12 protein-coding genes are annotated in these 12,895 nt (G+C 64.8%); 3 read left to right on the top strand and 9 right to left on the bottom strand.

All coding sequences use genetic code 11. The annotated features are described in order from the left end of the window. Nucleotides 1-64: 64 nt before the first annotated feature. A complete protein-coding gene (locus AB433_RS14515; protein ID WP_047821994.1) occupies nt 65-1,576 on the top strand; it encodes a replicative DNA helicase in 1,512 nt (503 codons plus the stop codon). A 12-nt stretch (nt 1,577-1,588) separates the two neighbouring features. Here the strand turns inward: AB433_RS14515 and AB433_RS14520 are convergent, their stop codons facing one another. Both AB433_RS14520 and AB433_RS14525 read right to left on the bottom strand, forming a co-directional pair. Continuing rightward, a complete protein-coding gene (locus AB433_RS14520) occupies nt 1,589-2,191 on the bottom strand; it encodes a hypothetical protein (protein ID WP_047821997.1) in 603 nt (200 codons plus the stop codon). A gap of 35 nt (nt 2,192-2,226) precedes the next feature. Continuing rightward, complete coding sequence (locus tag AB433_RS14525) at nt 2,227-3,420, bottom strand: phospholipase D-like domain-containing protein (RefSeq protein ID WP_047821998.1); 1,194 nt, start codon at nt 3,418-3,420, stop codon at nt 2,227-2,229. Between the two features lie 109 nt (nt 3,421-3,529). Between AB433_RS14525 and rpoZ the strand changes: the two genes are divergently transcribed. Continuing rightward, complete coding sequence (gene rpoZ / locus AB433_RS14530) at nt 3,530-3,874, top strand: DNA-directed RNA polymerase subunit omega (RefSeq protein ID WP_047822000.1); 345 nt, start codon at nt 3,530-3,532, stop codon at nt 3,872-3,874. Between the two features lie 209 nt (nt 3,875-4,083). Beyond that, complete coding sequence (locus tag AB433_RS14535; RefSeq protein WP_156170840.1) at nt 4,084-4,674, top strand: hypothetical protein; 591 nt, start codon at nt 4,084-4,086, stop codon at nt 4,672-4,674. A gap of 4 nt (nt 4,675-4,678) precedes the next feature. Here AB433_RS14535 and AB433_RS14540 read toward each other — a convergent pair whose 3' ends face one another. The 7 genes from AB433_RS14540 to AB433_RS20075 all read right to left on the bottom strand — a co-directional run bounded on the left by AB433_RS14540 (nt 4,679) and on the right by AB433_RS20075 (nt 12,803). After that, on the bottom strand, nt 4,679-4,933 hold the full coding sequence (locus AB433_RS14540; protein WP_047822004.1) for a hypothetical protein: 255 nt from the start codon (nt 4,931-4,933) through the stop codon (nt 4,679-4,681). Between the two features lie 111 nt (nt 4,934-5,044). Next, nucleotides 5,045-6,991 (bottom strand): ATP-dependent zinc metalloprotease FtsH, encoded by a 1,947-nt coding sequence (gene ftsH, locus AB433_RS14545; protein WP_047822006.1) that lies wholly within the window; start codon nt 6,989-6,991, stop codon nt 5,045-5,047. Between the two features lie 120 nt (nt 6,992-7,111). Next, entirely contained in the window at nt 7,112-8,077 is a 966-nt protein-coding gene (gene tilS, locus AB433_RS14550) for a tRNA lysidine(34) synthetase TilS (protein ID WP_047822008.1), read from the bottom strand. A gap of 39 nt (nt 8,078-8,116) precedes the next feature. After that, complete coding sequence (locus tag AB433_RS14555) at nt 8,117-9,040, bottom strand: tetratricopeptide repeat protein (RefSeq protein ID WP_047822010.1); 924 nt, start codon at nt 9,038-9,040, stop codon at nt 8,117-8,119. 122 nt (nt 9,041-9,162) lie between these two features. Then, entirely contained in the window at nt 9,163-10,011 is an 849-nt protein-coding gene (locus tag AB433_RS14560) for a helix-turn-helix domain-containing protein (RefSeq protein WP_047824201.1), read from the bottom strand. Nucleotides 10,012-10,180: 169 nt separating this feature from the next. After that, on the bottom strand, nt 10,181-12,457 hold the full coding sequence (ptsP, locus tag AB433_RS14565) for a phosphoenolpyruvate--protein phosphotransferase (RefSeq protein WP_047822012.1): 2,277 nt from the start codon (nt 12,455-12,457) through the stop codon (nt 10,181-10,183). A gap of 190 nt (nt 12,458-12,647) precedes the next feature. Continuing rightward, on the bottom strand, nt 12,648-12,803 hold the full coding sequence (locus AB433_RS20075) for a YdcH family protein (RefSeq protein WP_082134949.1): 156 nt from the start codon (nt 12,801-12,803) through the stop codon (nt 12,648-12,650). Nucleotides 12,804-12,895 lie beyond the last annotated feature (92 nt).

A 12,895-nucleotide genomic window follows, 5' to 3' on the forward strand; every position in this document is an offset into this window, starting at 1 on the left:
CCCACAGGGTGTGGAAAAATTCGCTTCTTGATAGCCGCCCGCGTCGCGCGCATTACGCTGCCCCATGCCAGTTGCCGATCCGATTCCGCTCAGCGCCGCCAACGATTCCGACGGCCGCCAGCTTCCCGCCAACGTAGAGGCGGAGGCCGCCTTTCTGGGCGCGGCGCTGATCGACAATCGCGTGATCGAAGAACTGAACACGCACCTCGTCCCCGATCATTTCTTCGAGCCGCTTCACGCGCGCATCTATGAAAAGATCCTGACGCTGATCGATCGCAAGGCGGTGGTCACGCCGGTAACCTTGAAGCCGTATTTCGAAACGGACGAGGCGATGAAGGACCTTGGCGGGATCAACTATCTCGCCCGGCTGACCGCCGATGCGCAGGGCCTGATCGCGCCGCGCGAACTGGCCGAACAGATTTACGACCTCGCCCTGCTGCGCCAGTTGGTCAGCGTGGGCCGCCAGCTGGTCACTGATGCGATGGACACGTCCGACGCGGTCGACCCGATGCAGCAGATCGAGCACGCGGAATCGGCGCTGTACAGGGTGGCTGAGGGGACGACGACCGGCACCGAGACGCAGAGCTTTGCGCAGGCGACACGCACCTCGATCAAGCTCATCGAACAGGCGCTGAATTCGGGCGGTCATGTTGCGGGCGTTACCACCGGCCTGTCGTCGGTGAACCAGAAACTGGGCGGCCTCAAGAATTCCGACTTGCTGATCCTTGCCGGACGTCCGGGCATGGGCAAGACCTCGCTTGCCACCAACTTCGCGTTCAACGCCGCCGACCGGCTGCGGCGCGACCTGCTCGACGGTATCCCGGAAGACGAATCGGTCGGTGCGGCGACCGCGTTCTTTTCGCTGGAAATGAGCGCCGACCAGCTGGCCACGCGTATCCTTGCGGAGAACTCTGGCATCTCTTCGGAGAACCTGCGTACCGGCAAGATCAGCCGTGAGGATTTCCAGTCGCTGTCGCGCGCGTCGCAGGAACTGGCCGAACTGCCGCTCTATATCGACGACACCCCCGCGCTTTCCATCGCGGCCCTGCGGGCGCGTGCCCGTCGGTTGAAGCGGCGGCACAACATCGGGTTCATCGTGGTCGACTATCTGCAACTGCTGCAAGGGTCGGGCCGCGCCAACGACAACCGCGTGAACGAGATTTCGGAAATTTCGCGCGGGTTGAAGACGCTGGCCAAGGAACTGGACGTACCGGTGCTGGCGCTGTCCCAGTTGTCGCGTGCGGTGGAACAGCGCGAAGATAAAAAGCCGATGCTGTCGGACCTGCGCGAATCGGGGTCGATCGAGCAGGACGCGGATATCGTGCTCTTCGTCTATCGCGAGGATTACTACGTGAAGGCGGTAGAGCCGAAGTTCCCCGACGAGAACGACCCCGCCGACGTCCACGAAAAGTGGGAAGCGTGGCGCGCCAAGATGGAGCAGGTGACCGGCCTTGCCGAACTGATCGTCGCCAAACAGCGCCACGGTTCGACAGGCCGCGTGCGGATGCGCTTCGAATCGCGCATCACCAAGTTCTCGGACCTTGCCGAGGGTGACTACAACTACGAGTATGACTGATCGGTTTCTATTTTAGGGGCCGCAGTTCCATGTGCCATTGAACGACCTTTCCGCCCCGTCGGCACGCATCAGGCGCATAGCGGCGGGATAGGGCGGCGATTCGCCGGTCGCGCCCGGCATCGGCGCCTTGCCGCGACGCACGTCTATGGTCAGGCCTTTGGTCGCGAAACGCCCGCCGTCGACGATCGCATCGAAACCGCCGTCCTCGGTGCTCATGATCCGCTCTACACCGCCGGCATAGCCGACAACGCCCAGCGCGCGATCATCCGATCCGACGTTGCCGCTGGCCAGCAGCAGGGGCGCGCGCTCATCGCTGCGGATGAACGAGCACGACAGTTCACCCTGCAAGTCCGCGCTCGAAATCTGGGCTGCCGTCAACGTCGCGACCCGCAGTTCCGATCCGTCGCCGCCGATGGTGCCGCTGTCGATCGGTTCACCATCGGGAACGCCGGTTTCACCGGAATCCGGTGCGGGCGTGCCGGCATTGGGGCCTGGCGTCGCGGTGGTTTCTGTAGCGGCGGGGCTGTCTGGCAGGGTTTCTTCAGACTTGCACGCAGCGGCCAGTCCCATCGAAGCGACGGCGGTTGCGGCAAGCAGTTGTCCTAGTATCTTCATGGCGGACCAACGCTTCGCATCCGCACAATGTTCCGTCAGAGGCCGAGGTTGGCCCGCCGACTGACCGTGTAATCAAGGACGCCGACAAGGAACCACGATAGCCGCCAGCGCACGCGATTCCACACCGTCGCGCGCTTTTTGTGCACCTCGGGCGTAACCTCCAGCGAGGCATCGAGATGCTGCGCAATGAACCCGCGCATCTGGTCCGCCAACGCCGCATCCTCGATCATCAGCATCAGTTCGAGATTGATATAGAGGCTGCGCATGTCGAAATTCGCGCTGCCCACATAGACCCGGTCGTCCAGCACGATCAGCTTCGTGTGCAGCTTGCACGGCACAAATTCCCAGATGCGCGCACCCGTTTTCAACATAGGACGGTACAGCGCCCGCGCCGCGCCGATGGTCGCTCCGTTGTCGCTCTTGCCCGCCATCAGCAGCCGGGTCTGGCCCTTGGACGCGATCCGTGCGATGCGGCGCACCAGTCGCTTGGGCGGGCTGAAATAGGCCATCATCATGTCCAGCCGATCGCCCTCGATCAGGTCCTGCGACACACAACGCGCCCAGCTGGAAAGCCCGCGCGTCGGCCCGCCCACCAGCAGGCGCACCGGCCCGCCACCCCCGTCCCATTCGCGCACGATGCGCCGGATCGCGCGCCAGCGGGCCTTGGGGTTCGCAACCCACTCCTCCATCTTTGCGAACCACGCCTGCAACTGGTCGACCACCGATCCCTCGACGATCAGGCCAAGGTCGTTCCACCCGTTGCGCTGCGGCGGGGCGAAATAGCTGTCCTCGATGTTGAAACCGCCGATCATCGCGCGCTGACCATCGACGATGACCATCTTTTGATGGTTGCGGATCAGGTACCGCTGCGACCAGTTGGCGGAGAATCGCCAGTAACGCCCCCCGGCCTTCAGCAGCGGGGCAAGGAATTCATCGCTCGCCGCCGCGCCGAACCCGTCCACGACCAGCTTCACCGTCACGCCCCGCCGCGCAGCCGCGATCAGCGCGTCGCGCACCTGCTGCGACGTCGTATCCTCGGCAAAGATGTAGAAACACAGGTTCAGCGTCTCGGTCGCCGATCCGATCAGGTCCAACAACGCATCCAGCCGATCCTGCCCGGCGGGATAGAACGTCAGGCTCTGCCCCTGCGCGCTGGCGGTGAACGGCGGCGGGTCCGCATAGGAGGGCGCGTCCATTTCGGCTGGCTCAAGAGCGGTTGCATCGGGCATCGCAAATGGATGTGGGGCAGGTTGCCGCGCGCCGCAATCCTTGACTCTGGCTTAGCCTATGCCTATTCGCGGCGCTTTCCCGCATTTGCAGAATTTGTAGAGGTGCCCCATGGCGCGCGTTACCGTTGAAGATTGCGTCGACAAGGTCCCGAACCGTTTCGATCTCGTCCTGCTGGCCGCCCAGCGTGCACGCGAGATTTCCGCCGGTGCCGAACTGACCGTCGATCGCGATCGTGACAAGAACCCGGTCGTCGCCCTGCGCGAGATCGCGGAAGAGACCGTCGCCCCGAAAAACCTGAAGGAAACGCTGGTTCAGAACCTGCAGAAGGTCGCCGTGGACGACGATGACGAGATCGATGAAATCGGCTCGCTGTCCCGCTCGGCAGAGGCTCTTCGCCTTACCGCCGCCGCGCCGACGCGCAGCACATCGATCGGCGGAGACTACGAGGGCTGATCACAGCCTCGGTCCGACGCTGAGAACGAATGAGGGCGGTCCTGCGGGGCCGCCTTTTTTCGTTGGGGCGCAATCGTCTTGCCGGTGCCGGGTCGATAGACCTTTGATGTTGCGCGCACGGGAATGCGCGTTACCGTTTCGGCCAGGATCGACCTGCTGAGAGGAACCGCGAATTGAAGAATCTCGGCCCGCTTGCCGTGCTTGCGCCCATGCTCCTTTCCGCCTGCATCACCACGCCGCACCAGCCCACGCCCGGTTGGCAATGTCAGGCATCGGCGCTTGGCGGTCATGTCAGCGGGTCTGCCGATGTGGCGCAGGATGGCAGGATGCTTTTGGCGCTTTGGTCATGGCGCAGCCCGTCGAACGACAATGGGGTCGGCGTGGTGGCCTACTCGGGCGACGGCAATGCCCGCACGCTGGATGCCGAAACCACCGCGGCGATTCATTTTGGCGCGCATTACGGGACCGGCCCGGTCGTTCTGGCGCAGGCGGCAGGTCAAGAGGGGTGGCAGCACCCGATCGTCGTGGGCCAGGACGGCCCGCAAGAGGCGAGCCTGCGGTTGGATTGGAACGCCTTGGTCCGTTTGGCGAAGATGGACGCACCGCTCTATGCGCTGCGCCGCGATGGCAAAGGTGATGGCGGGGGCGGGGTGCTGAGCCACGAATTGTTGAAAGAGGACATCCTGATCGGATCGGAAGCGCTGGCCGACATGCGCACAGAACTTGGCGCCAAGGTCGCAGACCCCGCCAACCAGTGCATCGCGGTCGACGACCTCTACCCGGAGATCATCGTCACCTGACGGGTCAGTCGGTGCCGTCCAGCGCGCCGTCGCCCTGATCGGGATCGGTCTGTTCGTCCTGCTTCAGTTCGGCGCTGACCTTGTCGGCCACATCGATGGTGGCTTCGCGCACCTCGTTTTCTACAACCTCAGCATTGTCGGCGGCATCTGCGGCGGCGCGGTCGACCATTTCGGATGCATCCTGTTCGGTCTGCTCCGAACAGGCGGACAGGCCCAAGGCGATCAGGCTGGCGGAAAGGGCGGTCAGGGTCTTGCGCATCGTCGATACCTCGCTGGGATTACCCAATGGCAACCCCCGGCGATGCGCCCCGGTTCCGAAAAGTATCGGCATCACGCGCCCTGCGGCGCGGAGCCTCCGCCAAACCGTCGTCTAGGCTGGCTGTGCTTCGGGGCCATTGCCTCCGAACCGTCGCCCAGCCTTGGGCACGCCGATACTGCCGGTGCTGGCCGGGCGGCTGGGGCCCTTGGGCTGGTCCGGGCGGTCGATGGTGCCATCCTTCATCAGCTGGTTGATCTCGTCGCCGGTCAACGTTTCATACTCCAGCATGGCCTGGGCCAGCAGGTGCAGCTTGTCTTCCTGATCCTTCAGCACCGCCTGCGCGCGGGCAAGACCGTCTTCGACAAGACGCTTGATCTCGGCATCGATCAGCTTGTTGGTCTCCTCGCCGGACATCGTCCGCGCGGTCTGGCCCATGCCCAGATAGCCTTCCTGGCTCTGCTCGTACTGCAGCGGGCCAAGCTTGTCCGACATGCCCCACTTGGTGACCATGTTGCGGGCAAGGTCGGTCGCGTACTGGATGTCGCCCGACGCGCCGCTCGACACCTTGTCATGGCCGAAGATGATCTCTTCCGCGACGCGTCCGCCCATCGCGACCGCAAGGTTCGCGTGCATCTTGTCACGGTGGTACGAGTAATTATCGCGTTCCGGCAGGCGCATCACCATGCCCAGCGCGCGACCGCGCGGGATGATCGTCGCCTTGTGGATCGGGTCAGACGCCGGTTCGTTGATCGAGACGAGCGCATGCCCCGCCTCGTGATAAGCGGTCATCTTCTTTTCGTCGTCGGTCATAACCATGGAACGGCGTTCCGCACCCATCATGACCTTGTCCTTCGCGTCCTCGAACTCCTGCATCGCGACCAGTCGCTTGTTGCGGCGCGCGGCCAGCAGGGCCGCTTCGTTCACAAGGTTGGCAAGATCCGCGCCGGAAAAGCCGGGCGTGCCGCGCGCAATGGTGCGGGCGTTCACGTCAGGGGCCAGCGGCACCTTCTTCATGTGAACCGACAGGATCTTCTCGCGCCCTTCGATGTCGGGCACGGGCACCACGACCTGACGATCGAAACGGCCCGGACGCAGCAACGCGGGGTCCAGCACGTCGGGGCGGTTCGTCGCCGCGATGATGATGATGCCTTCGTTCGCCTCGAACCCGTCCATCTCGACCAGAAGCTGGTTCAGCGTCTGCTCGCGCTCGTCGTTAGAATTGCCAAGGCCGTGACCGCGATGGCGACCGACCGCGTCGATTTCGTCGATAAAGACGATGCACGGCGCGTTCTTCTTGGCTTGTTCGAACATGTCGCGCACGCGGCTTGCGCCGACGCCGACGAACATCTCGACAAAGTCGGAACCGGAAATGGTGAAGAACGGCACGCCCGCCTCACCCGCGATGGCGCGGGCGAGCAGCGTCTTGCCGGTACCGGGCGAACCGACCAGCAGCGCGCCCTTGGGGATCTGGCCACCGAGTTTCGAGAACCGCGACGGGTCTTTCAGGAACTCGACGATTTCCTCCAGCTCCTCACGCGCTTCGTCGATGCCGGCGACATCGTCGAACGTCACGCGGCCCTGCTTTTCGGTCAGCATCTTGGCCTTGGACTTGCCGAAACCCATCGCGCCGCCCGCGCCGCCGCCCTTCTGCACCTGACGCAAGGCGAAGAACGCGATGCCGAGGATCAGCAGGAACGGCAGCGACTGGGCAAGGATGTAGAGCAGCATGTTCGGCTGCTCTGCCTCTTTACCCTCATACCGAACGTCGTTGTCGGACAGCAGCGTGGTCAGTTCCGGGTCCGCGCCGACGGGCACGGTGCTGAACGTCTGATCGTTCTTCAGCGTGCCGGTGATCCGGTCGGGCGCGATCTGCACTTCGCGGACAGAGCCTTCGGCCACCTTTTCTCGGAAATCGGAGTAGGCGATGGTCGCCCCGGCCGGGGCCGCTCGGTCGCCGAACATCGATACGACGAGCAGGAGGCCAAGGAATATCCCGCCCCAGATCATCAGGCTCTTCAGCCACGGATTGCCGTTCGGCTTCTCGTCGTTGTCGTTCATCGGTGCGGTCGGTGTCCTTTCACCCGCTCAAAACAGGTTATAGGCCAATGTAGGCGACACATGGTGAATGGCAAGCAAACGAAAGTCGGTTGCGACCCCGCAATTCGTCCGATTTCGCGCTTATTCGCCGCCGTCGCCGTTTCGGGGCGGGGCATGGGTGAAATGCCACGACCCCGCGCGGGGGGTGCAGGCCACCCCCGCCAGCGTCGCCTTTTGCCCCGATTCGAGCGATTCGAGCAGCCGCGCCAGTTCGTCGCCGCGTGCCTGACCTTCGGTCGCGAACCGCGCAATAATCTCTTCGAGCACGCGGAACCGCACCGCGCGCGGACCTGCGGGAAGATAGGCCAGCTGGCCGCCATCCTCGCTGGTCGTGATTTGCGCCGCGTATTCGTGCCGCGCGGCGAATTCCAGCACGTCCGCCGCATCGCGCAGATGCAGCGCGCTGGCGGCGATGCGCATCGGGTCGAGCCATTCCGCCCCGGCCAGACCAGCGCGGACGCGGGCGCGGTCGTAGGCGGGGTCTTCGTTCGAGGGGTCCATCGCCGGGGTCAGGCCGTTGCGCTCCACCGTCATGACCAGTTCGGATCGCGGCCATTTGAGCAGGGGCCGGATTAGCGCCACCCCTTGTCGGCCGGGCATAGGCGAACGGTCGCGCATCGCAGCCAATCCGCGCAACCCCGCCCCGCGGTTCAGCCGCATCAGCAATGTCTCGGCCAGATCGTCGGCATGATGCGCGGTGGCCACGAAGCGAAGCCCCTGATGCGCGGCCCAGTCGCCCAGTGCGCCATAGCGAGCCTCGCGCGCGCGGGCCTGCACGTTGCCGCCTTCTTCCAGCCGGATCGTCAGCGTTTCGTGCGGCACGCCCAGATCGGCGCAGGCCGCCGCGACCATCGCCGCTTCGTCCGCCGCCTCTGGCCGAAGCCCGTGATCGACGGTGGCGACGCGGATGTCGTTGGGCATCGCCTGTTGCGCGATGACCAGCAGGGCAAGACTATCGGGACCGCCCGAAACGGCCAGCCCCAGCGGCTGCCCCTCACCCAGTCCCAGCCGCCGGCATTCCTGAATGAAATAGACCGGAAGGTTCATGCCCCGCGTCGTGCCCCCCTTTTTGCCCCCATGTCGGTCTTACTTGCAACCAGCCTTGCTGGCGGTGTCGCTCGACAACGAGGCAAGCCGCCCCGAAGCCTCAGACGGGTAGACCAGCCGGAATTCCTCCAACGCCTCGCAAGCCTTGGCCTTGTTGCCCAGCCGCAGAGTGGCGATCGACAGATAGACAAGACTGTCCGGCGCCCGCGCGCCGCCGCGATTGTCGAGATAGTTCTTGAGGAACGCCTCTGCCGCCTCGCGCGGTTTGTTGTCGTCCAGGTACGCCCGGCCCAACAGGTTCTGCGCATAGGACGCGCGGCTGTGGCTGGGATAGGCCTTGAGCATTTTCTGCAACTGCGTGCGCGCGGGGCCGTACTGGCCCGCTTCCCACAGGCGGAAGCCATAGACGTATTCGTCGTCGCCCGCGTCGCCGGTCACGGGCTTTTCGATGCCGGTTGCAGCCGGTGCGGTCGGCGCAGGCGTGTTCGATGCGGGCGGCAACTGCTTCGGCGGCGGGGTCGCGCCATTGCCGATCCCGCCGTTGGGTTCGACCGGCATCGGCGTCATCGTTACCATGTTCGCTGTCTCGAATGCCTCAAGCCGGGCATTCAGCAAGCGCAGCGCGTTGGTGTTCACCTCTACCTGCGCGGTCATCTGCGCCAGCGCGGCCTCTACCGAATCCATACGGGTCAGCAGGTCCGTCACCGGGCCGCTGGCGGGCGCGGCGACGGCGGGGCTGGCGGGCTGGGCCGCGGTGATCTCGGGCTCGAAATACTTGCCGTCCGCGCCGGGGAAGACCTTGCGCTGCAATGCCTTTACCTCGGCCTCCAGCTTGCGGATGCGGGCGGCATCGTCGGACTGGGCCATCGCGGGCATCGGAGCAAGCAATGACGCGGACAGCATCGTGCCCAGCAGCAGGGCCGGGAGGCGCCCCAGAGCGAGACGGGGAAGTGCGGAAATCATGCGGAACGGACCTTTCTGGTTCTCGTGTTGCGCGCCAGTGGTGACAACTTCATGCCAAACAGATGCTTAACGGCGATGCTGAAGGCACGATTCACCTTGACCATCATGGGCGCGCGGCAGGCTTAACGGGTTGGCACGCCCGGCCCCGATGGGCGAGCGCGCAAGGATTCCAGATCGACCGGCACATCGCGGATAGTGCGCTGTTCGGTCGCCAGCGGCGGCACGGCCTGTCCCCCGATGGTGATGGTCAGCGCATCGGGCCGCCCGGTCCAAAGCTGCGGGCCGTCGGCATCCTGCGGAATGGTAAAGCTCTCACCCTCGGCCATCTGTTTCTGAAACAGGTCGCGCCCGTTGCGGTCATAGAATTTCACCCAGATGCCGTCGACCGTGGCGGTGAATATCACCGCGCCATCGGCGATCGCCGCCTCGCTGGCGGTGGCGGTCGGCGCTGGCGCGGCGGCAACCGGCTCTTCCTCAGCCGCGATGGGGGGCAGGTCTTCGGCGGGCAGGAAGAAACCGCGCCACGCAAAGGCCCCGATGGCCACGACCGCGATCAACAGCGCCGCCACGCCCCACGCCAGTTTCGACGAAGGCACCCGCGCCGGATCGCCCGGCTCCATATGGTCGAGCACGCGGGTCGGCTTTTGCGGCTCCATCATGCCGAATTCGTTGCGGACGTCGGCGACCAGCGCATTCTCGTCCATGCCCAGCGCGCGGGCATAGCTGCGCACGAAGCCGATGGCATAGGTCCGCCCCGGCAGGTCGGCCAGCCGCCCTTCCTCTATCGAATCGAGATGTCGTTCGCCGATCTTGGTCCGCTCGCCGATCTGGGCGCGGGTAAGGCCCTGCCGCTCACGCTCTGCCGCCAGCCTTTCGCCGACGGTTCCGGTGGGCGCCGCCGCAGCCACGTCTGCCGCTTCGGTCGTTTCGGTCGTTTCGGTCGTTTCGCTCGGCTCGTTATCGTCGTGCATTGCTTCCCCGGTCCGGATCGCGCGGTTTTCAGTACCTGTGGCCCGCGAATGCGAAGGCAAGCGCGCCTGCGCCTGCAAGTCAAGCGAGTACCCCGTGATTTGCGCGACTTGTTGAAGGAATGGTTCGACTTAACGCCAGTTCCCGACCAAAACGCCGCACCCGGCCGGATCAGTCCAGATCCAAGCCGCGCTCTTCCGCCCAGGACGTGATCGCTCCACGCAGATCGCCGACAGGCTCGTTAAGCCAGCGATCCATGGCAGAGGCGATTTCGCGGGTGTCGATCTGGCGCACCATCTCCTTGATCGGGCCGACCGAGGCGGGGGTGATCGAGAGGCGGCGGATACCAAGGCCGATCAGGGCCAGCGCCTCCAGCCTGCGTCCGCCCATTTCGCCGCAGACGGTGATGTCGATCTGGTGCCCGTCCAGCTGCCGCATCACCCGGCGCAGGAACCGCATGATCGCGGGGCTGAGCCAGTCGTAGCGTTCGGCCAGTTTGGGATTGGCGCGGTCGGCGGCGAACAGGAACTGCGTCAGATCATTCGTGCCGATGGACAGGAACGACAGCTTGGGCGCCAGCACGTCCAGCATCTCGGCCAGCGCGGGCACTTCCAGCATCGCGCCGTAACGGATGCGTTCGGGCAGCATCTTGCGCCGTTCTTTCAGGAACTTCAGCTGGCCTTCGAACACCGCCTTGGCCGCGTCGAATTCCCACACCTCGGACACCATCGGGAACATCACGTTCAGCGTCCGTCCGGCCGACGCCTCCAGCAAGGATCGCGCCTGCGCCTTCATCAACCCTTCGCGTTCCAGCGCAAGGCGCAGCGCGCGCCAGCCCATCGCCGGGTTCTCGTCATCCTGCCCATCGTCGTCGGTGCGCAAATAGGGCAGCGACTTGTCGCCGCCGATGTCGATCGTGCGGAACACCACCGGCTTGTCACCCGCGGCTTCCATCACGTCGCGGTACAACTTGGTCTGGCGTTCGCGCTGCGGCAGGGCGGCGGAAACCAGGAACTGAAATTCTGTCCGGAACAGGCCTATTCCGTCGGCCCCGGTCGCGGCCAGCATCGGCACATCGTCGCGAAGCCCGGCGTTGATCATGATCGTCACACGCTCGCCGTTCTTCGAAATCGGCTCCACTTCGCGCAACGCGGCATAGGCGGCCTGACGTTCGCGGTTCTTGGCCGAGCGCGCCTCGAACGCCTCTACCACCGCCGGTCCGGGACGGACGTTGGCGATGCCCTGCGTCGCATCCAGCAGCACTTCGTCGCCTTCGCGCAAATAGCCGCGAAGGCCCTGCACGCGCCCCAGCACCGGCACACCCATCGCCCGCGCGACGATGACGACATGGGCCGTCAGCGACCCTTCCTCAAGGATCACGCCTTTCAGCCGCCGCCGGTCGTATTCCAGCAATTCCGCCGGGCCAAGGTTGCGCGCGATCAGGATCGCATCGCCGCGCAGGCCCATGGTCGCCGCCGTGCCGACCTGCCCCGACACCATCCGCAGCAGGCGGTTCGACAGATCCTCCAGATCGTGCATCCGTTCGGCCAGCAGGGCATCGTCTATCTGGCGCATGCGCATCCGGGTGCGTTGCTGCACGCGTTCGATGGCGGCCTCGGCGGTCAGGCCGGAATCGATCGCTTCGTTGATGCGCCTGGCCCAGCCTTCGTCATAGGCGAACATCTTGTAGGTTTCGAGCACGGCCTCATGCTCTCCGCCCACGCCGAACTCGGCCTGGCTGGCCATCTTGTCGATCTGTTCGCGCATCTTGTCGAAGGCGAGATAGACGCGCTGTCGCTCGGCCTCGGTATCCTCGGCCATGACGTGTTCGATGGTGATGCGCGGCTGGTGGAACACCGCGTGACCGGCGGCAAGGCCCTTGACCAGCGGCAGACCGTGCAACTGCTGCGGATCGACGAACTGCGGGCTGGCGGCAAAGGAATCGTATTCGTCGATCAGGTCGGCGTTGCTGATCAGTTCGGACAGCACCATCGCCACCGTCTGCAACGCCTCTATCTCGACATCCTCATACCGGCGCGGCTCGACATGCTGTACCACCAGCGCGCCGACCGCGCGTTCCAACCGCACGATGGGCACGCCCGCGAAAGAGTGGAACTTGTCTTCCCCCGTTTCCGGGCGATAGCTGAAGTCCGGGTGCGCCGCCGCCTCGGCAAGGTTCAGCATTTCTATGTTCGCGGCAATCGAACCGACCAGACCTTCACCGATGGCCAGCCGCGTGACGTGGACCGCGCTCTGTTCCAGACCGCGGGTTGCGAACAGTTCCAGCATCCCCTCGCGCAGCAGGTAGATCGAGCAGACCTCGCTATCGAGGTTTTCGCCGATGATATCGACCACCTGGTTCAGCTTGGCCTGCGCATGGGTGCGCGCGGCCATCACCTCGTGCAGGCTGGTCAGGATAGAGCGAGAGGCGGAGACGGCGGACTGCATCGCGCAAGCTTAAAGCACATGGGCGCGCCGGCGCAAAAGGGGAAAGAACGGCGCGGGCCGAAATACGCGCCGTTCGAGCCGCCCGAAAAGCGAACGCCCCCGGGCCGACGGCTCGGGGGCGCTGATATCAGGCGACTTGTCTCAAGGGACTAGCGCCTTTCTTCGCTCCGTGTTGGGAAGCGGCTTGCCGTCAGTTCAGAGTCATCGCCTCCTTCACCTTCAGCTTTGCCCGCTTCAGTTGCTGAACCCTCGCAGCATCGGGCGCCGGTCGCGCCTGCTCGTCTCGCAATTGCCGATCCAGACCGGCGTGCTTGTTCTGAAGAGCGGTGATGTGCGTCGATTCCATAGCAATCTCCTTGCGTTGGGTATTGAGCGTGGTGTGAGTGAAACTCCCCGAACCATAACGGCTGCAACCCGTGCCGGCACCGCGACTCGCTA

Source organism: Croceicoccus naphthovorans (genome assembly GCF_001028705.1).
Classification (GTDB): Bacteria; Pseudomonadota; Alphaproteobacteria; order Sphingomonadales; family Sphingomonadaceae; genus Croceicoccus; species Croceicoccus naphthovorans.